This is a genomic window from Stenotrophomonas sp. TWI602, assembly GCF_039674045.1.
Taxonomy (GTDB): Bacteria; Pseudomonadota; Gammaproteobacteria; order Xanthomonadales; family Xanthomonadaceae; genus Stenotrophomonas.
Map to the genome: position 1 here is coordinate 17,949 of NZ_JBDJMT010000015.1, position 23,531 is coordinate 41,479.

At 67.8% G+C, this 23,531-nt stretch carries 19 protein-coding genes; 15 read left to right on the forward strand and 4 right to left on the reverse strand.

What is annotated here, in order from left to right; genetic code table 11:
* The first annotated feature begins 140 nt into the window (after positions 1-140).
* Positions 141-506, forward strand: a complete 366-nt coding sequence (locus ABE483_RS13780; RefSeq protein ID WP_070471146.1) for a NirD/YgiW/YdeI family stress tolerance protein — start codon at positions 141-143, stop codon at positions 504-506.
* Between the two features lie 62 nt (positions 507-568).
* Here the strand turns inward: ABE483_RS13780 and ABE483_RS13785 are convergent, their stop codons facing one another.
* Positions 569-1,345: a helix-turn-helix transcriptional regulator gene (locus ABE483_RS13785; protein ID WP_070471149.1), complete on the reverse strand. Its 777-nt coding sequence runs from the start codon at positions 1,343-1,345 to the stop codon at positions 569-571.
* Between the two features lie 96 nt (positions 1,346-1,441).
* On the opposite strand from ABE483_RS13785, the gene ABE483_RS13790 reads away from it, so the two are divergent.
* Entirely contained in the window at positions 1,442-2,209 is a 768-nt protein-coding gene (locus tag ABE483_RS13790) for an alpha/beta hydrolase (protein WP_319623463.1), read from the forward strand.
* 18 nt (positions 2,210-2,227) lie between these two features.
* Here ABE483_RS13790 and ABE483_RS13795 read toward each other — a convergent pair whose 3' ends face one another.
* Complete coding sequence (locus ABE483_RS13795; protein ID WP_313209970.1) at positions 2,228-2,875, reverse strand: hypothetical protein; 648 nt, start codon at positions 2,873-2,875, stop codon at positions 2,228-2,230.
* A gap of 165 nt (positions 2,876-3,040) precedes the next feature.
* Complete coding sequence (locus ABE483_RS13800) at positions 3,041-5,470, reverse strand: penicillin-binding protein 1A (RefSeq protein ID WP_346481870.1); 2,430 nt, start codon at positions 5,468-5,470, stop codon at positions 3,041-3,043.
* A 223-nt stretch (positions 5,471-5,693) separates the two neighbouring features.
* Between ABE483_RS13800 and ABE483_RS13805 the strand changes: the two genes are divergently transcribed.
* The 13 genes from ABE483_RS13805 (at position 5,694) to tkt (ending at position 21,355) form a co-directional block, all read left to right on the forward strand.
* Positions 5,694-6,752, forward strand: a complete 1,059-nt coding sequence (locus ABE483_RS13805) for a pilus assembly protein PilM (protein ID WP_019183880.1) — start codon at positions 5,694-5,696, stop codon at positions 6,750-6,752.
* Positions 6,752-7,585 carry a PilN domain-containing protein gene (locus ABE483_RS13810; protein ID WP_346466544.1) on the forward strand — a complete coding sequence of 278 codons (834 nt, stop codon included), beginning with the start codon at positions 6,752-6,754 and terminating at the stop codon, positions 7,583-7,585. The genes ABE483_RS13805 and ABE483_RS13810 overlap by 1 nt, the downstream gene beginning before the upstream one ends.
* Positions 7,582-8,256: a type 4a pilus biogenesis protein PilO gene (locus ABE483_RS13815; RefSeq protein WP_346481871.1), complete on the forward strand. Its 675-nt coding sequence runs from the start codon at positions 7,582-7,584 to the stop codon at positions 8,254-8,256. Before ABE483_RS13810 ends, ABE483_RS13815 begins: the two co-directional genes overlap by 4 nt.
* Before the next feature lie 38 nt (positions 8,257-8,294).
* Positions 8,295-8,789: a pilus assembly protein PilP gene (locus ABE483_RS13820; RefSeq protein ID WP_226956626.1), complete on the forward strand. Its 495-nt coding sequence runs from the start codon at positions 8,295-8,297 to the stop codon at positions 8,787-8,789.
* A gap of 20 nt (positions 8,790-8,809) precedes the next feature.
* Positions 8,810-10,786 carry a type IV pilus secretin PilQ family protein gene (locus ABE483_RS13825; protein ID WP_313209986.1) on the forward strand — a complete coding sequence of 659 codons (1,977 nt, stop codon included), beginning with the start codon at positions 8,810-8,812 and terminating at the stop codon, positions 10,784-10,786.
* Positions 10,787-10,925: 139 nt separating this feature from the next.
* Complete coding sequence (locus tag ABE483_RS13830; protein ID WP_121041204.1) at positions 10,926-11,948, forward strand: MoxR family ATPase; 1,023 nt, start codon at positions 10,926-10,928, stop codon at positions 11,946-11,948.
* A 5-nt stretch (positions 11,949-11,953) separates the two neighbouring features.
* On the forward strand, positions 11,954-12,877 hold the full coding sequence (locus ABE483_RS13835) for a DUF58 domain-containing protein (protein ID WP_313209988.1): 924 nt from the start codon (positions 11,954-11,956) through the stop codon (positions 12,875-12,877).
* Positions 12,874-13,335, forward strand: coding sequence for a DUF4381 domain-containing protein (locus tag ABE483_RS13840; RefSeq protein WP_313219673.1), 462 nt, complete (start codon positions 12,874-12,876; stop codon positions 13,333-13,335). Before ABE483_RS13835 ends, ABE483_RS13840 begins: the two co-directional genes overlap by 4 nt.
* A gap of 5 nt (positions 13,336-13,340) precedes the next feature.
* A complete protein-coding gene (locus ABE483_RS13845) occupies positions 13,341-14,339 on the forward strand; it encodes a VWA domain-containing protein (RefSeq protein WP_346464016.1) in 999 nt (332 codons plus the stop codon).
* Positions 14,336-16,084, forward strand: a complete 1,749-nt coding sequence (locus ABE483_RS13850) for a VWA domain-containing protein (RefSeq protein WP_346481872.1) — start codon at positions 14,336-14,338, stop codon at positions 16,082-16,084. Before ABE483_RS13845 ends, ABE483_RS13850 begins: the two co-directional genes overlap by 4 nt.
* Entirely contained in the window at positions 16,081-17,784 is a 1,704-nt protein-coding gene (locus ABE483_RS13855; RefSeq protein WP_346481873.1) for a BatD family protein, read from the forward strand. The genes ABE483_RS13850 and ABE483_RS13855 overlap by 4 nt, the downstream gene beginning before the upstream one ends.
* A gap of 67 nt (positions 17,785-17,851) precedes the next feature.
* The gene (locus ABE483_RS13860) at positions 17,852-19,195 is read left to right on the forward strand and encodes a dicarboxylate/amino acid:cation symporter (RefSeq protein WP_152152534.1); all 1,344 of its coding nucleotides are present in this window, start codon (positions 17,852-17,854) and stop codon (positions 19,193-19,195) included.
* 150 nt (positions 19,196-19,345) lie between these two features.
* Positions 19,346-21,355, forward strand: a complete 2,010-nt coding sequence (gene tkt / locus ABE483_RS13865) for a transketolase (protein WP_313209998.1) — start codon at positions 19,346-19,348, stop codon at positions 21,353-21,355.
* Positions 21,356-21,557: 202 nt separating this feature from the next.
* Here the strand turns inward: tkt and ABE483_RS13870 are convergent, their stop codons facing one another.
* Positions 21,558-23,510 (reverse strand): acetyl-CoA hydrolase/transferase C-terminal domain-containing protein, encoded by a 1,953-nt coding sequence (locus ABE483_RS13870; protein WP_346481874.1) that lies wholly within the window; start codon positions 23,508-23,510, stop codon positions 21,558-21,560.
* Positions 23,511-23,531 lie beyond the last annotated feature (21 nt).

Sequence of the window (23,531 nt, forward strand, 5' to 3'; positions counted from 1 at the left end):
CAGGTTGTGATGAAAACGCCCCGCACTGCGGGGCGTTTTTTTTGGGCGCCGCCGGTCACCTCTTTTCGTACTTCTTGCATGGGCCTCACTTCGATCGAGGTACAACCTTGGCGGTCACCCTCACGCCCATGGAGTCCCTCATGAATCGTCTGATCGCCGTAGTCCTCATCGCCGCACCGCTGAGCGTGGTCAGCGCCGGCGCACATGCCCAGTACACCGGCCCTGGCGCGACCAGCGCGGTCACCACCGTCGCTGAAGCCCGCGACCAGCGCGATGACCAGCCCGTCGTACTGCAGGGCACGCTGATCGCCAAGATCGGCCACGAACGCTATCGCTTCAAGGATGCCACCGGCGAGATCGACGTCGAGATCGATGACAAGGATCTGCCCGACCGGCAGCCCGTCAGCGCGACGACCGTGGTGGAGCTGCAGGGAGAAGTCGATACGCATCGCTTCAAGCCCACCGATATCGATGTGGAGCATGTGCGGATCATCGGCACGCGCTGATTCTCCTGCACCGTCGGATGCCCCGCATTGCGGGGCGTTTGGCGTTCAGCGCATGGTGATCGTCAGCGTGCTTCCGCGTAACGGCTGGGCGATTCCCCCAGCACGCGGCGGAACGCCGACGAAAACGCGCTTGGGCTGGCGTATCCCAGATCCAGTGCGATCCGCGTGACCGGCTGCCCGGCACCCAGGCGTTCGATCGCGGCGAGCAGGCACACCTGCTGGCGCCATTCGGCAAAGCCCACCCCGGTGTCCGCGCGGAACTGGCGGGTGAACGTGCGCCGGCTCATGCCCGCCTCGGCGGCGACCTCATCGAGCGAGGCGGCGATCGAGGGCGCATCGAACAGCTGCTGGCAGGTGCGCACAAGGCGCGGGTCGCGGGGCAGCGGTGCATGCAGTGACAGGCGTGGCATCGCGGCGATCTCCGCGACCAGCAGCTGCATCAGCCGACCGCCGCGACCGTCCAGGTCGTACATCGCCGGCAGGTCGACCGCATCGTCCATCAGGTGCCGCAGCAGCGCCGATACGGCATACACGCCGCAGCGCGCAGGCAACCGGACCGCCGCCACTTCGTCCGCTGCCACGAACACATTGAGCATCGTGACCGGGCCACGCATCGCCATGGCGTGGGCGACGCCTGCGGGCACCCAGCAGGCACGCTGCGGTGGTACCAGCCAGCGTCCCTCGGGTGTGGTGAGGCTGATGGTGCCGCGCGAGGCAAACGCGAACTGACCGCGCCGGTGCGCGTGATCGGGGAAGACGGATCCGGCGGCGTAGTCGTTGGCGGTGACCACCACGGCGCGAGGTAGATCTTCAAAGGGATCGAGCAGGGTATTGCGCATGGCCCGGATTCTATCGCCATCGGCCTGATATCGACGGCGGGCCACGCGCAGTCGACCTAACATCGCGGCCCGACCTCACGTCCGCACGGTGCAGCCATGCCCACTACTACCTTTCATCGCGTCGGCACTGGCGCCCATCCTGTCCTGGTCCTGCATGGCTGGTTTGGTGACGCCCACGCCTTCGAACCGATCGAGCCATGGCTGTCCGGCGAGGCGTTCAGCTACCTCTTCATGGATTGCCGCGGCTACGGTGGCATGCGCGGGGTGCCCGGTGACTACACGATCGACGAGATCGCCAATGACGCGCTGACCTTGGCCGACACGCTGGGCATCGCGACCTTCAGCCTGGTCGGGCATTCGATGGGTGGCATGGCCATCGAGCGGATCGCGGTGCTCGCCCCGGATCGCGTGCGCGCGCTGGTCGCCGTTGCACCCGTGCCGTGCGGTGGCATCGCCTACGATTCGCCCGCGCGGCAGGTGCTTGAAGCGGCCGCAGGCAGCGTGAGCATCCGTCGGGGCATCATCGATCGCAGCACCGGAGGGCGGTTGCCCGCCGCGTGGCTGGACTGGAAGGCGCAGTACTCGATGGCGCACGCGTCGCCGGAGGCATTCGCGGCGTACTTCCCGGCCTGGGCGGACACGGACTTCAGCATGGAGATCATCGGCCGACATCCGGTGAAGGTGCTGATCGGTGAGCATGATCCCGTGTTCAACGCGGCCCTCATGGACAGGACCTACCTGCACCGCTATCGGCAGGCGACCCTGGAGGTGCTGGAGAATGCGGGTCACTACCCGATGAACGAAACGCCGCTGGCCCTGGTCGCGGCGATCGAGCGCTTTCTGGTCAAGTTCGCCGAGGCCTGAAGGAGGCCGGGCGTCGTTTCAGCGACCGCCCAGATAACCCTCGATCTCGCCGTCCGCCAGCAGCTCACGCAGCTGCGTGGCCGACGCGCGCCGCATCGGCTTCTCGTCGATCGCCGACAGTGGCGGCTGGCGCAGGCCGTCATACGGCAGCACGGCGATGTCGAAGGTCAGGTCTTCGGCGCTGAACACCCAGACCGGCGCATCCAGGCTGCGCTCGCGGTCCAGCCGCAGCCGGCGCGTCCGTGATTCGGCCGGAATGCCGTGCTCATCGAGATAGCGCTGCACGGCATCGGCATCGTCGCTGTGCACCTGCAGCTGCACGGGGCTGTTGGCGTCTGCGGTGCCTTCCAGTACCGGGCCACACAGGCGGGGTGAGAAACCCTGCAGAAAGTCCATCGCCCGCAGGGCGGCCTCGCGGCGCTGGCGCAACTGCGCGCCATGGTCGGCACCGGCGAACAGGCGCTGGTACTCGCGCAGGGCATCTTCGATCTCGGTGTTGCGGGGCAGGGAGGCATCATCGTGGATGCCGAGCCGGGTGGCGGCCTTGAGCTTGGCCTGGTGATAGTCGCGGATGCCGCCCTCGGCCATCAGCCGGGCGGCTTCGTGCGCCAGCTGGTGGCGGCGCTCACGGGTCTGCGTGGCTGCATGCTGGCGGGCTCGATGCATGACCGATACTCCTTGGCGACCTGCACGGCAATGTACACCGGCGATGTGACAGGCGGGTAGAGCCACCCCATGGGTGGCTGTGCCTGCGATCAGGGCTTGCGTGCAGCCACCCATGGGGTGGCTCTACCGGGGCGATGGGGCGCCGGGCGGACCCGGCGCATGCGGTCAGAAGATATCGAACGCGGCGTCGTCGGCCTGCGGCGCATGGCTGTTGAAGTCGTACTCCTCCAGCTTCTCCATGTCCTCCACCTTGACCCACTCGGTTGCGCCGTTGAGGGTGGCCTGGACCATGCCCGAGGGCGGCTCGTTCTGCGCGATCGGGGTGTCCTTGAGCGCAACGCGCATGTACTCGATCCAGATCGGCAGGGCGGCGCGGCCGCCGTACTCGCGGTAGCCGAGCGAGCGGAAGTCATCGCGGCCGACCCACACCGTGGTCGCGTAGGGGCCGCCGAAACCGGAGAACCACGCATCACGGTGATCGTTGGTCGAGCCGGTCTTGCCGCCGACGTCCTCGCGGCCGAGCACCTTGGCCGCGGTGCCGGTGCCGCGCTGGACCACGTCGCGCATCATCGAGTTGAGCTGGTATGCGGTACGCGCATCGATCGCGCGCGGGGCGACCTTGGCATCCGGGTTCACCGGCACCGGCGTTTCGGTGGCGGCGGTGGACGTAGCCTGCTGCGGCTTGGCCGGCGCGGCACTGGCCGCCGGCGCGGAGCCGAAGTTGAAGCCATCCACCACCTGGCTGACCGGCACCCCGCTGGTGCCGGCGCAGTCGCGGCAGGCGATGGCCGGGTTCTCCTTGAAGACTTCCACGCCGTCGCGGTCGGTCACCCGGTCGATCAGCCAGGTGTCCACGCGCGAGCCGCCGTTGGCGAACACCGCGTAACCGCGGGCCACCGAGAGCGGCGTCAGCGATGCGGTGCCCAGCGACATCGACAGGTTCGGCGGCAGCTCGGCCTCGGCGAAGCCGAACTCGCTGATGTACTTGCGCGCGTAATCCACGCCCATGCCATCGAGCAGCCGCACCGAGACCAGGTTGCGCGACTGCACCAGCGCTTCACGCAGGCGCATCGGGCCGCGGAAACCGCCGCCGTCGTTCTGCGGCGACCAGGTCTTGCCGCGGCGGTCGCGGAACACGACCGGCGCATCGAGCACGATCGAGGCCGGGTTGAAACCCTTGTCGAAGGCGGCCGCGTAGATGAAGGGCTTGAAACTCGAGCCCGGCTGGCGACGCGCCTGGGTGGCACGGTTGAACTTGTTGCCGGAGAAGCTGAAGCCGCCCACCAGTGCCTTCAGTGCGCCGTTTTCAGCGTCCAGCGAGACCAGCGCGGCCTGGCCGCGCGGGATCTGGTCGAGCAGCCACTCGCCTTCCTTCTCGCCGGCGCGCACGCGCACGATGTCGCCGCGGGTGACCAGCTTGGCCGGCGTCTTGTTGGTCCAGCGGGCGGCGCTGGCCGGCAGCACCACTTCGCTGCGGTTGCCCAGCACCACGGTCGCGCTGCCATCGGCAGCGGTGGCTGCCACGATCGCCGGCAGCAGGCCGGTCTGTGCCGGAATGCCGGACAGCTTGGTGGCCAGCGCGGCGGCATCGGCATCGGCCGGCACCTCCACGTGCTGCTCCACGCCGTGCCAGCCGTGGCGGTGGTCGTAGGCCAGCAGGCCATCGCGCACCGACAGGTTGGCCGCGGTCTGCAGCTCGGCGTTGATCGTGGTGGTCACGTGGTAACCCTTGTTGACCACGTCGCCGCCGAAGCGGGCGATCATTTCCTGGCGCACCAGCTCGGCCACGTAGGGCGCTTCGACCTGCACCGGCGGCTCGTGCGCGGTGGCATGCATCGGCACGGCCTTGGCCGCGTCGGCCTCGGCCTGGGAGACGAAGCCCAGGCTGGCCATGCGCTGCAGCACATAGAAGTCACGGCGCTCGCGGGCACGCTCGGGATTGCTGATCGGGTTGCCCGAGGAGGGGAACTTGGGGATGCCGGCCAGCGAGGCCATCTCATCCAGGTCCAGCTCCCCCAGCTTCTTGCCGTAATAGAACTCGGCCGCGGCGGCCACGCCGTAGGCGCGGTTGCCGAAGAAACTCTTGTTCAGGTACAGCTCGAAGATCTCGTCCTTGCTCAGCTCGCTCTCGATCTTGCGTGCCAGCAGGATCTCGGCCAGCTTGCGGGTGTAGCTGTATTCCGAGCTCAGGAAGAACTGGCGGGCGACCTGCTGGGTGATGGTCGAGCCACCGGGCACGCGCCTGTCATTGGTGGTGGCCAGCAGCCAGACCGCGCGGCCGATGCCCTTGTAGTCCACGCCGCCATGCTCGTAGAAGCGGGCATCCTCGGTGGCGAGGAACGCCTGCTTGAGGCGCTCGGGGACGTCCTTCATGGTGATGGGGGTGCGCCGGGTTTCCCCGAACACCGCCATCAACTTGCCATCGCTGGCATAGACGTACATGGGCTCCTGCATCTCCACGTCGCGCAGGGTCTGCACGTCCGGAAGCTTGGAGGAGACGGCGTAATACAGGCCACCGGCAACCGCGGCGCCGATCAATGCCAGGACCAGGAACGCGACCAGCATCCAGCGCAGCCAACGGCGAAGACGTGTCATCAGTGACAGATTCCGATTGCGAATTTCGTGGTCGCAGAGTATAGATTACGCAAGGGAACGGCTGGGGGTGTTCCCGGGGAGAGCAGTCGATCACCGTCTGGGGACGCGTGAAACGAGCCGTAGTGCTCGTTTTACAGCTTGACGGTTGCGATTTGCAAAAAAAACGTTATTAATGCGCGGTCGCAGGTTCTGCGTCCAAGTGCCCATCGGCAGGGGAGAAACCGTGGGGCTTATCCCAAAAAGCCAGTCGCCTCTTATCGGCGTCGATATCAGCTCGACTGCAGTAAAGCTGTTGCAGTTATCCCGCAGCGGCAATCGTTTCCGCGTGGAACATTACGCCGTGGAACCACTTCCGCCGAATGCGGTTGTGGAAAAGAACATCGTGGAGGTCGAAGCGGTCGGGGAGGCCATTCGACGTGCCGTGAACCGCTCTGGAACCAAGGCACGGCACGCCGCCGCCGCCGTGGCCGGCTCGGCCGTGATCACCAAGCTGATCCCGATGCCTGCCGATCTGGACGAGAACGACATGGAAGCCCAGGTCGAGCTCGAAGCGGTCAACTACATCCCGTACCCGATCGAGGAAGTGAACCTCGATTTCGAAGTGCTGGGTGCGATTCCGAACAACCCGGAAATGGTCCAGGTGCTGTTGGCCGCCTCGCGTTCAGAGAACGTCGAGCTGCGCCAGTCCGCGCTGGAACTGGGCGGGCTGGTGGCACGGGTCATGGACGTGGAGGCCTTCGCGGTCGAGAACGCCTTTGCCCTGGTGGCCAGCGAGCTGCCGGTGGCCAGTGATGGCGTGGTCGCGCTGGTGGACATCGGCGCCACCATGACCACCCTGAACGTCCTGCGCGGTGGCCGCAGCCTGTACAGCCGCGAGCAGGTATTCGGCGGCAAGCAGCTGACCGACGAAGTGATGCGCCGGTATGGGCTGACCTACGAAGAAGCCGGGCTGGCCAAGCGCCAGGGCGGGTTGCCGGAAAGCTACGAGATGGAAGTGCTCGAGCCGTTCAAGGAAGCCACGGTCCAGCAGATCAGCCGTCTGCTGCAGTTCTTCTATGCAGGCAGCGAGTTCAACCGGGTCGATCACATCGTGCTCGCCGGGGGCTGCGCAGCCCTGACCGGCCTGCCGGACATGGTGGAAGAGCAGCTGGGCGTGGCCACCGTGGTGGCCAACCCGCTGGCACAGATGACGCTCGGCCCGAAGGTGCAGGCACATGCCCTGGCCCAGGATGCCCCGGCGCTGATGATCGCCACCGGTCTGGCGCTGAGGAGCTTTGACTGATGGCGCGCATCAATTTATTGCCCTGGCGCGCCGAGCGGCGCAAGCAACGCCAGCGCGACTTCTACGCCATGCTCGGTGCCGCCGCCATCGGTGGGTTGCTGCTGTCGCTGTTGATCTGGTTCTACTACGACCGTCAGGTCAGCGGGCAGAGCGATCGCAACACCTTCCTGCAGGCCGAGATCGAGAAGGTCAAGGAGCAGAACAAGGAGATCGAGCGCCTGGACCGCCAGAAGGACCGCCTGCTGGCGCGCAAGGCCGTGATCGAGGAACTGCAGGCCAAGCGCTCGCAGATGGTGCACCTGTTCGATGCGCTGGTCCGGACCATCCCCGACGGGGTAGTGCTGACCACGCTCAAGCAGGAGGGCGACGTGCTGACGCTGGAAGGCCGCACCCAGTCCAATGCCCGTGTCAGTGCTTACATGCGCAACCTGGAAAGCTCGGGCTGGATGACCAATCCGGAGCTGTCGATCATCGAGGCCAAGGCGCCGGAGCGTGACAGGGCCGGTGCCGCCAGCAGCCCGGTGGCGGACATCAAGTCGCTGCCGTACATGTTCGTGGTCAAGGTCAATCTGCCGGCCCAGAGCAGCGTTACCGAGCTGGCCGCCGATGGCAGCGTGATCGAGCCGACCGCCGATCCGGCACCGCCGGGCGCTACCCCGGTTCCGCCGGTGGCCCCGTTGTCGCCGGCCCCGGCGCCCAACGCACCGGCCTCGCCCGATGCCGCTGATCCGGCCCCGCCGGCCGGCAACAGCCGCATCGTGCCGCCCACGCCCTCCGCGCAACCTGCACAACCGGCGGCGCCGGCCCCGGCCCAGAAGGGGGCCGCCGCATGAGCCAGAAGATCAACCTCAAAGAGCTGGACTTCAACAACATCGGCAATTGGCCGCAGAAGGCCAAGGTCGTGTTCTGCGCGCTGTTGGCGCTGTTCATCGTGTTCATGGCCTGGTTCCTGCTGATCAGCGGGAAGCGCGATGAGCTCGCGTCGCTGGAAAGCACCGAGACCCAGCTGCGCACCGAGTTCGAAAAGGAACAGGGCCGCGCGGTCAATCTGGAGCCGCTCAAGCAGCAGCTGACCCAGATGGAGCAGGTGCTGCAGCAGATGCTGCGCCAGCTGCCCAGCAAGACCGAGATGCCTGATCTGATCATCGACATCTCCCAGACCGCGTTGTCCAGCGGCCTGTCCAACGAGTTGTTCCAGCCCGGTGCGGAGCAGCCCAAGGAGTTCTACGCCGAAAAGCCGATCGCCCTGCGCATGGTGGGCAGTTACCACCAGTTCGGCGCGTTCGTCAGTGGTGTGGCCTCGTTGCCGCGTGTGGTCATCCTGACCATGCACGACATCAACCTGAAGCCGAAGGATCCCAAGACCGGCATCACCGCCCGCAGCGGTGCGCTGGAGTTGTCCGGAACGGTCAAGACCTACCGTTATCTGGATGACGTGGAGATGGAAGCCCAGGAGAAGGCCGCCGCCGAGAAAGAAAAGGCTGCGAAGGGAGGCCGGAAATGAGCCCTCTGACGTCGACCGCACGGGTAGGTGGTCTGTTGATGGTGGTACTGCTGGCCGGCTGCGCACGCGGCGTGACCAGTACGCCCGGCGATGCACCGAACCTGGAGAAGTGGGTGGCCGACGTGCGTGCACGTCCGGCACCGCCGCTTGAGCCGCTGCCGGTGATGCAGCAGTTCGAGACGTTTGAATATTCCGCGCAGGGGATGCGCGACCCGTTCACCGACGCCTGGACCAATCCGCAAGGGGGATCGGGGCTGCGTCCGGATCCGAACCGCCGCAAGGAGCCGCTGGAAGATTTCCCGCTGGACAGCCTGGACATGGTGGGTTCGATCGGCCGTGGGGGCGGACTCGTCGTGCTGGTGATGGCACCGGACAAGGTCACCTATCGGGTGCGTCCGGGCGTCTATCTGGGGCAGAGCGACGGGCGGGTGACCGGGGTCTTCGAGGACCGGATTGAGCTGATTGAACTGGTGCCGGATGGCGCGGGTGGCTGGCTGGAACGGCCGGCAACGCTCGCGCTTGAAGATCAATGAATGATTATGGGGATAGCACGATGACCTTTTCCAACGCCATGCGGCTGCGTTCCGTCCGGCGCCAGAAGTTGCTTCACCTGTGCGCGCTGGGAGTCGCGCTCATGGTGGCCAACGGCACGCTGATGGCGGCCACGCCCAGCGGCGCAGTGCCCAAACCGGCGGCCACCACCGCGCCGGCGACCGCGCCGGCCTCGCTGTCGGTGTCCAAGATCGACTTCAAGCGCGGCGACGATGGCGCCGGCCGGCTGATCCTGCAGTTCGATGGCCAGGGCGCGAGCCCGGATCTGCGCAGCCAGGGCAACAGCGTCGTGATCGACGTCGGCAACGCACGCCTGCCGGAAAACCTGCAGAAGTCGATCAACGTGACCGACTTCGCCACGCCCGTGCAGCGCATCGATCCCAAGCCGTATGGCGGCGGCACGCAGCTGGTGCTCAACACCAACACCGCGTTCGAGTCGCTGGCCTACCAGAGCGGCAACGAATACGTGGTCGAGATCAGCCCGCGCCAGGCCGCCCCGGCGACGGGCGCGGTCACTGCCAGCTCGGTCAGTCAGGCCGCGGCGGCCCTGGGCCAGCGCGGCTACAGCGGCAAGCCGGTCACCTTCAACTTCCAGGACGTGCCGGTTCGCACCGTGCTGCAGCTGGTCGCGGAGGAATCCAACCTCAACGTGGTCGCCTCCGACAGTGTGCAGGGCAACGTGACCCTGCGCCTGATCAACGTGCCGTGGGACCAGGCGCTGGACATCGTGCTGCGGGCCAAGGGCCTGGACAAGCGTCGCGATGGCGGCGTGATCTGGGTGGCACCGCAGCCGGAACTGGCCAAGTTCGAGCAGGACAAGGAAGACGCGCGCATCGCGATCGAGAACCGCGAGGATCTGGTCACCGATTACGTGCAGATCAACTACCACAACGCCGGGGCGATCTTCAAAGCGCTGACCGAAGCCAAGGGTATCGGCGGCAGCAGCGGTGGCAGTGGTGGCAGCTCGCAGGAAGACAGCGGGTTCCTGTCCTCGCGCGGCCGTATCGTGGCCGACGAGCGCACCAACACCCTGATGATCAGCGACATTCCGAAGAAGATCGCGCGCATGCGTGAGCTCATCAGCGTGATCGACCGTCCGGTCGACCAGGTGCTGATCGAAAGCCGGATCGTGATCGCCACCGATACCTTCGCGCGTGAACTCGGCGCCAAGTTCGGCATCAGCGGCAGCCGCCAGGACGTGTTCTTCGGGGCCAACACCGATCAGAACCACAACAACATCAACGACCGCGGCACCAAGGACACCGAGTACCAGAAGGCGATCAACGAGTGGGTGGCCGGTGGCCGCACCGGCGCGATCCCGGTGCGTGGTGCGACCAAGTTCGCCGAAGGCCTGAACTGGAACCTGCCGGTGGCGGCGATCAACAACCCCGGTTCGCTGGCGCTGTCGATCCTCAATGCCGGTTACCTGCTGGATGTGGAGCTCTCGGCGATGCAGGCCGAATCGCGCGGCGAAGTCATCTCCAACCCGCGCGTGGTGACCACCAACCAGCGCGAAGCGGTGATCAAGCAGGGTAAGGAAATCGGCTACGTCACCATCAGCGGTGGTGGTGCGGCCGGCGCCGCGGCCCAGCCCAACGTCCAGTTCAAGGAAGTGGTGCTGGAGCTGAAGGTCACCCCGACCATCACCAACGACAACCGTGTGTTCCTCAACATGGCGGTCAAGAAGGATGAAGTGGAGAGCTACATCCTGCTGGCAGGCTATGGCCAGGTCCCGACCATCAACCGCCGCGAAGTGAATACCGCGGTGCTGGTGGACGACGGCCAGACCGTGGTGATCGGTGGCGTGTACGAGTTCACCGACCGCACCAGCATCAACAAGGTGCCGTTCCTGGGCGACGTGCCGTTCCTGGGCAATCTGTTCAAGAAGCGCAGCCGCAACAAGGACAAGGCCGAACTGCTGGTGTTCGTGACCCCGAAGGTGCTGCGCGTGGCCAAGGCCAATCCGGCCGTCAACTGAGCCGCACCGCTGCTGCAATGACGAAAGGGCCGCCCCGTGCGGCCCTTTCTGCGTTCAGCCAATCTTGATGTCGTAACCGGCGCTGTCCTGCCATCATGGCGATGGAACCTCCGCCCACCGTGGAGGTCACATGGATGCCATGAATCTGCCGCCCCCCATGCCCGATACCCCCACGCCCGCTCCGGTGGAGCACGACCGCCTGCATGAGGCCTTCCGCGCGCTGCGCGACGGCCTGTCCTCCGAGATCGTCGGCCAGAGCGCGCTCGTCGAGCGCCTGCTGACCGCATTGCTGGCCGATGGTCACCTGCTGGTCGAGGGTGCCCCCGGCCTGGCCAAGACCACCGCGATCCGTGCGCTGGCCGCCCGGCTGGATGCGGATTTCTCACGCGTGCAGTTCACCCCGGATCTGCTCCCGGCCGATCTGACCGGTACCGAGATCTGGCGCCCGCAGGAAGGCCGCTTCGAATTCGTGCCCGGTCCGATCTTCCATCCGATCCTGCTTGCCGACGAAATCAACCGTGCCCCGGCCAAGGTGCAGTCCGCGCTGCTTGAAGCGATGGGCGAACGCCAGGTCACCGTCGGCCGCCATACCTATCCGCTGCCGTCGCTGTTCCTGGTGATGGCCACGCAGAACCCGATCGAGCAGGAGGGCACCTTCCCGCTGCCCGAAGCCCAGCTCGACCGCTTCCTGATGCATGTAAGGATCGGTTATCCGGATTCGGAGGCGGAAACCGAAATCCTGCGCCTGGCCCGCGAGCGTGCGCGCGAAGCGCTGTCCACCCCGGCCGCCGCGCCCGCCCGCATGCCGTTGAGCGATGTGTTCGCCGCTCGCAAGGCCGTGCTCTCGCTGCATGTCGCGCCCGCGCTGGAGCGCTATCTCATCGAGATCGTGCTGGCCTCGCGCGATGCCGCGCGTTACGACCCGGCGCTGGCCCGGCGCATCGCGTGGGGCGCGAGCCCCCGTGGCTCGATCGCGCTGGAGCGCTGCGCCCGCGCCCGGGCCTGGTTGGCCGGCCGCGACTTCGTCACCCCGGAAGATGTGCGCAACGTTGCGCCCGACGTGCTGCGGCACCGCGTGCTGCCCAGCTATGAAGCCACCGCCGAAGGCTGGGATGGCGAGCGCCTGGTCGCCGAGCTGCTGGCCCGCGTGCCGGCGCCCTGAGCACGATGGATACGCCCGTGCATACGGCCACGCCGCTTGAAGGCGATGGCCTGCGGCCGCGTCTGGCCGAGCTGGTGGCATTGCGCCGCAGTGCGCACCGCGCGCCGCCGGCGCGGCGTGGCCGTCTGGGTCACGCCGGCAGTGCGCCGTCGCCCGCGCGGGGGCGTGGGATGGAATACGCCGAGTCCCGCGACTATGTACCGGGCGATGACGCGCGGCATATCGACTGGCGCGTCACCGCGCGTACCGGGCGCGCGCATACCAAACTCTTTCAGGCCGAGCGCGAACGCTTGACGCTGCTGGTCGCCGATACCGATCCGGTGCTGTATTTCGGCACCCGGGTCCGCTTCAAATCCGTGCAGGCCGCGCGCGTCGGTGCGGTTGCGGCGTGGTTGGCGCAGCGCCAGGGCGACCGCCTGGCTGCGGTGCGTGGCAGCACCCAGGAGCCGCCGATCGCACCGGCCGGCGGCACCCGCGGTGTATTGCGCGTGCTTGACGCCCTGACCCGCTGGTATGCCGATCCGCCTGCCGAGGACGCCGGCCTGGATCGGGCGCTGGAGCAGGCGGCACGTCTGCTGCGCCCCGGTGCCCGTGTGGTGGTGCTGGCCGATCCGGCGCGCGCCGCCACCATCAGCAGCGCACGCTGGGCCGCATTGGCCATGCACCACGAGGTGGTGGTGATGCTGCTGGTCGATCCGCTGGAGCTGGCACCGCCGGCCGATGCGCTGCCGTTTCTTTCGCAGGGGCGTCGCGTGCTGCTGGATCTGGGTAGCGCCGCGGTGCGTGAGCACTGGCGCGAACGCTTCGTTGCGCCTCTGGAAGCGCTGCAGAACCGCTTGGCGGCTCGGCGCATCCAGGTGCATGTGGTGGCCACCGACGATGCCAGCGACAGCTGGCTCAGCCCCTTGCCGACGGCGGTGGTGGCATGAGCGCCGCCGCATCGCTGCCGTTGCGCGATGTGCAGCTGCCGCCGTCACCGCCCTGGTGGCCGCCCGCGCCGGGCTGGTGGCTGGTGTTCGGCGCGATCGTGCTGGTGGTGGCGGGAATCTGGGTCTGGCACTGGCGCCGGCGGCGCGCGCGCCAGCGCTGGCTGGCGCTGTTCGATGCACAGGTGGCCCAGGCCGGTTCGCCGGTGCTGGAGGTGGCGGCGATCGCCGAGCTGTTGCGCCGCGCGGCACGTCAGTCCCAGCCCGGGGCGGAACGTCTGCAGGGCGACGCGTGGCTCGCGTTCCTGGATGAGAAGAACAGCCGGGCGTTTTCCGAGGGCGATGGTGCGCTGCTGCTCGATGGTGGCTATCGACCGAGCGTGGATGCCGAGGCGGTGCAGCGGCTGCGCGTGCTGGCCCGCCGCCGTTATCTGTCGCTGCTGACGGAGCGGCGCCGATGATCGCGATGACGATGCCCACGTGGTTGACCTGGGTGGACAGCCTGGCGTGGCCGTGGATGTTGTGGGCGCTGCCCTTGCCGATCCTGATGCACTGGTGGCCATCGCGGCCCGGCGCGGGGGCCGCGTTGCGGGTGCCGTATGCCGCCGATCAGCTGCAGTCGCTCGGGGCTGCCTCGGGCGGTGCCGGGCCACGACTGGGGCGCGCGCTGCTATGGCTGGCGTGGGCCTGCCTGTGCGTGGCCGCCGCGCGACCGCAGCAGCTGGGCGAAGCGGTGACGCCGCCACAGCAGGGCCGGCAGATGATGCTGGCGGTGGACGTCTCCGGCAGCATGAGCGAAGCGGACATGATGCTTGGCAATCAGGTGGTCGAGCGGCTGACCGCGGCCAAGGCCGTGCTCGCCGATTTCCTCGATCGCCGTGTGGGCGATCGTGTCGGCCTGCTGATCTTCGGTGAGCGTGCCTATACGCTGACCCCGTTGACGGCCGACCTCACCAGCGTGCGTGACCAGCTGCGCGACAGCGTGGTCGGCCTGGCCGGGCGCGAGACCGCGATCGGCGATGCGATCGCGCTGGCGGTCAAACGCCTGCGCGAACAGCCGGAAGGGCAGCGCGTGCTGATCCTGCTCACCGACGGGGTCAGCAATGCCGGCGTGCTCGAACCGCTGCGCGCGGCCGAGCTGGCCCAGGCCGAAGGTGTGCGCGTCTATACGGTGGCCTTCGGCGGCGACGGGGGCATCAGCCTGTTTGGCGTGCAGATCGCCCCCGGCGAAGACCCGGTCGACGAAGCAACCCTGAACAAGATTGCCGAGCTCACCGGCGGCCGCTCGTTCCGTGCGCGCAATACCGATGAGCTGGCCGGCATCTATGCCGAGCTGGAACGGCTGGAGCCGGTCAAATCGGCGGGCCCGGCGGTGCGGCCGCGGATCGAACGCTACGCCCCGCCGCTGGCACTGGCGTTGCTGCTGGCCGGCTTGGCGGGGTTGTTGCCGAGGCGCTGGACATGAGCGCGGGCTGGAACGCCCTGCATTTTGTCCGCCCCGATGCCTTGTGGGCGCTGCTCGTGCTGCCGCTGCTGGTCGCGATCTGGTGGCTGCGTCGCCGTCGCGCCAATGTCTGGCGTCAGACGGTGGATGCGCATCTGCTGCGCCATCTGCTGGTCGGCCGCGACCGTCGCGCCTGGGGCGGGTTGATCCTGCTGCTGCTTGGCACGGCGACCGCCATCGTGGCGCTGGCCGGTCCTTCATGGCGACAGGTCGCACAGCCGCTGTGGCAGACGCCGTCGCCGCTGGTGGTCGCGCTGGATCTCTCTTCGCGGGTGACCGCGACCGATCTGCCACCGTCGCGCCTGCTGCAGGCGCGCGCCAAGCTGGCCACGCTGCTGCGCGAGCGCCAGGGCGGCGAAGTCGCGCTGCTCGTCTACGCCGACGATGCCTACACCGTGGCGCCGCTGACCGACGACATGGCCAATGTCGCGCTGTATCTGGATGCGCTGGCGCCGGATGTGATGCCGCGCGATGGTCAGCGGGCCGACCGTGCGCTGGAGACGGCGGTGAAGCTGCTGCAGCAATCCGGCGCACGCGGTGGCGACATTCTCCTGCTGACCGATCGCGCCGATGCGGATGCCGAACAGGCTGCTGCCTCGGCACGCGCGCAGGGCTTCGTGGTCTCCGTGCTCGGGCTGGGTACTCCGCAGGGCGCGGCCTACCGCAACGGCGAGGGTCAGATCGTGCCGGCGCGGCTGGAGGAGGGCACGCTGCGGGGTGTCGCCAGCCGTGGCGGCGGCCGCTATGCGCGTATCGCCTCCGATGACAAGGATCTCGCGGCGCTGGACGTATTGACCCCTCGGGTCAGCGCCGATGACAGCCGCGAAGGGCAGGGCCGCACGTGGCGCGATGAAGGGTTCTGGCTGTTGCCACCGCTGATGCTGCTGGCCCTGTTCGCCTTCCGGCGGCGCGGCGCGCTGGCCGTGCTGGTGATGATGGCGGCGCTGCCGATGGCGCTGCCGACGACGGCACATGCCGCCGAGGGAACGTGGTGGCAACGCGCCGACCAGGTCGATCAGCAACGCCTGTCCACCGGTGTGGATGCGTACCGCAAGGGTGACTTCAAGGCGGCGCAGCAGCAGTTCGAGGGCATCGATACGGATGCCGGCTGGTACAACCTGGGCAACGCGCTGGCGCGACAGGGCCAGTACGACGCCGCCATCGAGGCCTACGACCGTGCGCTGAAGCAGCATCCGGGCATGGCCGATGCGGTCGCCAACCGCGCCGCCGTCGATGCCGCCCGCAAGCGCAGGCCGCCACAGAACAACGATCAGAACAACGATCAGAAGGACGGGAAAAAGCCGCCCTCCGACCCGCCCGATCCCGGCAAGAACCCGGGTCAGGGTAACGACGGTCAGTCCTCGCCGCCGCAGGACAAGGGCGAACAGGGGCAGTCACCGCCGCCGGCATCCGGTGATCCAAAGGATGGCCAATCCGAGGGCGGGAAGTCGCCACAGGCCGCCGACAGCCAGGCGCAGGCCCAGGCTGACGCGGCCCAGCGCGAGCGCATGCAGCAGGCGATGCAGCGCCAGGGGCAGAACGACGGCAACGACAAGGCGCAGGGCCAGGTCAGCGGCACCCCGCAGCAGCGTGAGCAGCAGCAGGCGGTCGAGGCGTGGATGCGGCGGGTACCGGATGACCCCGGCAGCCTGCTGCGGGCCAAGTTCCAGCTGGAAAACGAACGCAGGAAACGGGAAGGGCGATGACACACTCCACGATACAGCGCTGGTTGCGCGCCGGGCTTGCCCTGCTGCTGTGCGCGAGCATGGCCGCGCACGCGCAGACCCGCGCCTGGCTCGACCGCGAGCAGATCACCGACAGCGATACCGTCACCCTCAACATCGAATCCGATGCGGGCGGCGGCGCGCCGGACTATGGCCCGCTGCGGACCGACTTCGATCTCAGCAGCCAGACCAGCAGCCGCCAGGTGCAGTGGAGCAACGGCGCGATGACCTCGCGCGCGCTGTATGCCGTCGCGCTCAGCCCGAAGCGCACCGGCACCCTGCAGATTCCTGCGCTGCAGGTGGGCAGCAGCCGCACCCAGCCGCTGACCCTGCAGGTCGGCGCCGGCAGCGCGTCCGCCCCCGCGGCCGCCAGGGGGGATGCCGCGGCCTTCCTCGAAACCGAGGTCGACGATCCCACGCCCTATGTGCAGCAGAGTGTCGGCGTGGTGGTGCGCCTGTTCTACGCCGCGCAACTGCTTAGTGGCGAACTGGTGCTCGATACACCGCCCGGCGCCTCGCTGCAGCGGGTGGGCGATGACCGCACCCTGGTGCGCGAGGTCAATGGGCGCCGCTACAACGTGGTGGAACGGCGCTTCCTGCTGATTCCCGAGCGCAGCGGGCCGCTGGTGCTGCCGGCCGCGCAGTTCAACGGGCGCAGCGCGGGCGGCTTCTTCAATGACATGTTCGGCGGCGATGGCCGCCTGCGTGCCGCATCGGCCGAGCGCACGCTGCAGGTCCAGGCGCAACCCGCCTCTGCACCGCAGCCGTGGCTGCCGCTGCACGGGCTGCGCCTGCGCTACACCGCAGCGCCCACCACCGGCCGTGCCGGTGAGGCGGCCACGATCGTGGTGGAGGCCGTGGCCGACGGCGCGACCAAGGCGCAGTTCCCTGAGCTGCCCGTGCCCGATGTCGGCCCCGGCGCGCAGGTGTTCGCCGAGCCGCCGCAGTTCGATGAAACCTTCAACGGCAACACCCCACAGCTCAAGCTGACCCGGCGTTTTGCGATCGTGCCGCGCCAGGCCGGGCCGCTGACCGTGCCGGGGCTGCGCATGGCGTGGTGGGATGTGGCCGCCGGGCAGCCGCGCAGTGCCAGCCTGCCGGACCTGCCACTGGACATCGCTGCCGGGGTGGCCGGCAGTACCGCGCCGGCGCTGCCGGTGGACACCACCTCGGCGCTGCCGGGCGAACCGGCGGCGGCCTCCACCGATCTGCAGCTGGCGCCGGCGCAGGGCGCGCCGCGGCCGTGGGGCTGGATCGCGCTGTCGGCGGGCCTGGCCCTGCTGTGGCTGCTGACCCTGGTCTGGGGCTGGCGCCGACGCGGTCGTCCTGTCGCCGTGCCCGGTGCCGAAGGGGGTGTGCCGGTCGCTCCGTCCGGGAGCCCGTACACGCATGCCGACCTGCGCCGCGCGATGGAAGCGGGTGGGCTGGACGAGATCATCGCCGTGCTGGCTGGCATGGGCGGCGTGCAGACCTTGGAGCAGGTGCTGGAGCGCCTCGACAACCCCCAGCAGCGCGACACGTTGCTCCAGATGCAGGCGGTCCGCTGGGGCGGGCAGGGCGGTGATGTGGGCCAGGCACGGCAGGCGCTGCGGCGCGCCTTCCATGACGGACCGCACTGGCGGGCCCGTGCGGCCGCGCAGAACAATGGCCTCGCGCCGTTGTATCCATCCGCGCATTCATAAAAAGGCGTGTCGGTCAGGGCGGCCGGCTTTGCTAAGCTGATTTCATTTTTTCGAGGAACGCCGCTCCATGACTGAGGCTGCAACGACCCGGCAGAAACTGCCTTTGCATTGGAAAATGGGCATTGGCTTCATCATCGGCCTGGTCCTCGGGCTGACCGTCCATGCCCTCGGTGGCAGCATCGACGGCCTGCATACCGGTGCCAAGTGGGTGATGGATTACATCACCACCCCGGCCTCGGGCCTGTTCCTCAATCTGATCTTCATGCTGATCGTGCCGCTGATCTTCTCGGCGCTGATCATGGGCGTGTCGGAGATGGGCGACATCCGCGCCCTTGGCCGCATCGGCTGGAAGACGCTGGCCTACACCATCGTGCTGTCCGGCATCGCCGTGGGCATCGGCCTGGTGCTGGTCAACGTGCTCAAGCCCGGCGTGGGCGTGGACCCGGTCGTGGCCGCGCAGATGCTGGCCGAGAACGCCGAACGCAGCAAGGAAATCGTCGCCGGTATCCATGGCACGCCGAAGGGCATGGACATGCTGCTGTCGATCGTGCCGGGCAATGTGGTCGAGGCCGCGTCCAGCAACAGCGCGATCCTGTCGCTGATGTTCTTCGCGCTGATGTTCGGCATCGGCATGGTGCTTTCGCCTGAAGAGAAGGTGGCCCCGCTGCGTCGTGCCATCGAAGGCATCTTCGAAGTCTCGATGACCCTGATCAACCTGGTCATCCGCCTGGCCCCGTACGCGGTGGCCTGCTTCATGTTCAACCTGGCCGCCCTGTTCGGCTTCGAGCTGATCATCCGCCTGGGTGCCTACGTGGGCGTGGTGGTGCTGGCGCTCGGCCTGCATATGGTGGTGACCTACGGCGTGGCCGTGTGGCTGTCCGGGCGCTCGCCGCTGGCGTTCTTCCGCGACACCCAGGAGGCCACCGTGATGGCCTTCTCCACCGCCTCCAGCAACGCCACCCTGCCGACCGCGCTGCGCGTGGCCGACCAGATGGGCCTGCCGCAGAAGGTCTCGCGCTTCGTGCTGACCGTGGGCGCCACCGCCAACCAGAACGGCACCGCGCTGTTCGAGGGCGTGACGGTGATCTTCCTGGCGCAGTTCTTCGGTGTGGACCTGAGCATCGGCCAGCAGTTCATGGTCATGGCGGTCTGCATCCTGGGCGGCATCGGCACCGCCGGCGTGCCCTCCGGCTCGCTGCCGGTGGTGGCCATGATCTGCGCCATGGTCGGCGTGAACCCGCTGGGCATCGGCCTGATCCTGGGCGTGAACCACTTCCTGGACATGTGCCGTACCGCGCTGAACGTCACCGGCGATCTGGCCCTGACCACCCTGGTGGCCAAGGGCGAAGTGGACGATGGTCCGGTCGTGGCCGCGGTGGCCCCGGCCCCGGCCCCGGCCCCGCGCGACTGAGCCTGCGCAGGCTGTGGGATCCCGACGCCCCGCCTTGTGCGGGGCGTTGTCGTTAAGGGCCTGGCCTGTCTCCGGCCTGACCCCGCCGATCACCTGTGGGACAATGGGCTGCCCGCAGCTCCGCGGGAGCCTCCCGACTCCGACAGAACCATGACGCAGCCTACCCGCCGCCAGTTGGCCAATGCCATCCGCTTCCTTGCCGCTGATGCGGTCGAAACCGCCAAGTCCGGTCATCCCGGCATGCCGATGGGCATGGCCGATATCGCCGAAGTGCTCTGGAACGACTATCTCCGTCACAACCCCAAGAATCCCAAGTGGTTCAACCGCGACCGCTTCGTGCTGTCCAACGGCCACGGCTCGATGCTGCAGTACGCGCTGCTGCACCTGAGCGGCTACGACCTGCCGATCGAGCAGCTCAAGCAGTTCCGCCAGCTGGGCAGCAAGACCGCCGGCCACCCGGAACACCATGAAACCCCCGGCGTGGAGACGACCACCGGTCCGCTGGGTCAGGGTCTGGCCAACGCCGTGGGCTTCGCCCTGGCCGAGAAGCTGCTGGCTCAGCGCTACAACCGCCCGGAACACGAGATCGTCGACCACCGCACCTGGGTGTTCCTGGGCGATGGCTGCCTGATGGAAGGGATCTCGCATGAAGCCGCCTCGCTGGCCGGCACCTGGGGCCTGTCCAAGCTGGTCTGCTTCTGGGATGACAACCACATCTCCATCGATGGCAACACCGATGGCTGGTTCACCGACAACACCCCCGAGCGTTTCGAAGCCTATGGCTGGAACGTGGTGCGCGGCGTCGATGGCCACGATCCGGACAGCATCAAGGCCGCCATCGACAGCGCGCTGTCGCAGTTCGACAAGCCGACCCTGATCTGCTGCCGCACCACCATCGGCTTCGGCTCGCCGAACAAGGCCGGCAAGGAATCCAGCCACGGCGCCCCGCTGGGCAAGGATGAGCTGGACGCGACCCGCAAGCAGCTGGGCTGGCCGTACGGCCCGTTCGAGATTCCGGAAGAAATCTACGCCGGCTGGCGTGCCGGCGGTACCGGCACCCTGCGCCAGGCCGAGTGGGAACAGCAGTTCGACAAGTATGCCGCGCAGTTCCCGGCCGAAGCCGAGGAGCTGATCCGTCGTTCGCACGGCGAGCTGCCGGCCGACTTCATCGCCAAGGCCGATGCCTACATCGCCCAGGTCCAGGCCGATGGCCAGACCATCGCCTCGCGCAAGGCCTCGCAGCTGGCGATCGAAGCGTTCGCGCCGCTGCTGCCGGAACTGGTGGGCGGTTCGGCCGATCTGGCGCACTCCAACCTGACCCTGTGGAAGGCCAGCAAGTCGGTCGCCACCGATGACCCGAACGCCAACTACGTGTACTACGGCGTGCGCGAGTTCGGCATGACCGCGATCGCCAACGGCCTGGCCCTGCATGGCGGGTTCATTCCGTTCGACGCCACCTTCCTGGTGTTCAGCGATTACGCCCGCAACGGCGTGCGCATGAGCGCGCTGATCCCGGCCCACGCGATCCACGTGTACACGCACGATTCGATCGGCCTCGGCGAAGACGGCCCGACCCACCAGCCGGTGGAGCATCTGGCCTCGCTGCGCTACATCCCGAACAACGATGTGTGGCGCCCGTGCGATGCGGTTGAATCGGCGGTCAGCTGGAAGTCGGCGATCACCCGCACCGACGGCCCGAGCTGCCTGGTGTTCAGCCGCCAGAACCTGCCGCACCAGCCGCGCAGCACCGAGCAGGTCGCACAGATCGCGCGCGGTGGGTATGTGCTGGCCGATGCGGAAGGCGGCGTGCCGGACGTGATCCTGATCGGCACCGGTTCGGAAGTGGGCCTGGCCGTGACCGCCAAGGCGGAGCTGGATGCCGCCGGCATCAAGACCCGCGTGGTGTCGATGCCGTCGACCGACGTCTTCGAGCGTCAGGACGCGGCGTACCGTGAGTCCGTGCTGCCCAACGCCGTGCGCAACCGCGTGGCCGTGGAAGCCGGTGTCACCGGTTTCTGGCGCCAGTACGTGGGCCTGGACGGTGCGGTAGTGGGTATCGACACCTTCGGTGCGTCGGCCCCGGCGGAGGCGCTGTACAAGCACTTCGGCATCACCGCCGAGCACGTCGTGGCTGCGGCCAAGGCGCAGCTGGCGAACTGATGACGGCTGGATAGCGTCGAGCCATGCTCGGCGCCATCAAGCGGAAGGCCGGCGAAAGCCGGCCTTTTCGTTTGTTGAAGGGCAAACACCACGGCATCCTTGATCGAGGGTAGATCCACGCCATGCGTGGATGCTGTTGGCGTACCCCTCGACCATTGCTGACGCGTGATCAACACGCATCCACGCATGGCGTGGATCTACATCACCCGGCTGCAGTGCGCGCCAATCCCAACCGCACCAGCCGCGCCTCGATGCGTTCGCCAATCGTCGTCGGCGCCTCCAGCCCCATCCGCTGCAGATACGCCTGATCGCCATCGCCGGCGGGTTGGGTGACCGCGGCCAGCACCGTGCGCAGCTTGGCCATCGGCGTCTGCGTGTTCTGCTTCAGCCAGCCCAGCGCCTTGACCAGGTGCTGCTCGACCTCGGTGAAATCGCTGCCCAGCGGGTAATCCGGCAGCAGCCCGGACTGGCGGAACGGCGCCAGCGACGCACTGACCGCCGCAGCGGTGTTGCGCTGTCCATCGGCGGACGGAGTGAAACCGGTCGCCAGTTTCTTCGAGGCCTTCGCCTTGTCCAGCAACGCGGCCTGGAACTGTGCATCGGTGATCGCAGCCATCGCGATCACGCAGTCCTCGTCGGTCATGTTGCGCAGGTCGGCGATGCCGTACTCGTTGATGTAGAGATCGCGCAGGTGCCGCGGGATCGTGGTGTGGCCGTAGTTCCAGCGCACGTTGGAGTGCAGGACGCCCTTGTCCTCGCGGGTGGCGCGGAAGATCAGCGCGCTGCGGGCGCCGGGCAGGGCATGCGCCATCGCCACGAAGTTGTACTGGCCGCCCACGCCGGAGACCACACTGCCGTCTTCCAGCGCATCGGAAACCGCAGCCCCCAACGCGGTGGCCATCATGCAGGAGTTGAAGAAGCGCGCATCGCGGCGCTGCATCCGCTCCAGCGTTTCATCGCCGCCGTAGAGCTGGTTGATCTCACTGATGCGGCGCATGCCGATCGCGCTGCGCTCCTCATCGGGCAGGTCGCGCAGCCACTGGTAGAACTCCGGCGAGCCCAGATAGAACGCGCCGTGCAGGTACTCGCCCTCGGCCTCGAGCGTGGCGTAGTCGGTGGTCCACGCGGTGCCGTTCTCGATCCGCTGCAACAAGGCCAGATCGTCATGCACCTTGCGCCGGATCACCCCGGTCTGGACCAGACGGCGGAAGCCTTCGTTGAGCATTTCGCTGCAGCCGTACAGACCGATCTCGAACGGATCCAGGCCACCGCACTCCAGCACGGTCGGGTGGCTGGCCAGGCCGGGATCCAGCGCCTGCAGGATCTGCCGGTAGCGGGCGTTGTCGGTATGCCGCAGCACCAGTGCATGGCTGAGCGCATCGGCCAGCGTGCCGATGCCGATCTGCAGCGTGCCGCCATCGCGCACCAGCGTGCTGGCGTACAGGCCGATGGCGTAATCGGCATCGCTGACCGGTTGGCGGGGCAGGCCGAACAGCGCCGGGTACGGCCCCGGCGGCGTGATCACCAGATCGAAGAACGACACATCCACCGTGGCCGAGCCGGCCAGATAGGGCAGCTGCGGATCGATCTCGGCGATCATCAGCGGGCGTGGCAGCCCGCGCGCGACCATCGCATCCAGCGTGTCCTGGGTGATGTCGTTGTTGCATGACAGCGACAGGCGCCGATCATTCGCGCGCATCGCCACTTTCTGCACGATCGCATGCGGCGCGCGCTGGGCCACCGCATCGGCGGCGTGCGTGTAGTTGAGGCTGGTGTAGCTGCGCTGGGCCTGCGAGGAATTCAACAATGCGCCGGACTGCATGTAGAACTCTTCCACCTGCACATGCGCCGGCAGCTGGTCGCGCACCATTGCATCGGCGTAGGCCAGCCGCGGAAAGTCCTCACCGAAATGACGCTCGGCGAAAGGTTTCATGAAGCGTGCTTCCAGCCCGGCACCGCCGCGTGGTGGGTTCAGTGACAGTGCGGTGTAAAGCTGCAGCGGCCGCGAGGCGTCGTTTTCCACACGGGCATATAGCGCGTTGAGCAGCCGGTGCGGCTTGCCCAAGGCGAGCGGGGCGCCAATGCGCAGGGGGCCATCGACCCGCTGCAGCAGCCAGTCGACGGCGGCGTCCAGGTCGGTCAGGTGTTCGGTCATGCGGCGCTATCCTGCGAAATC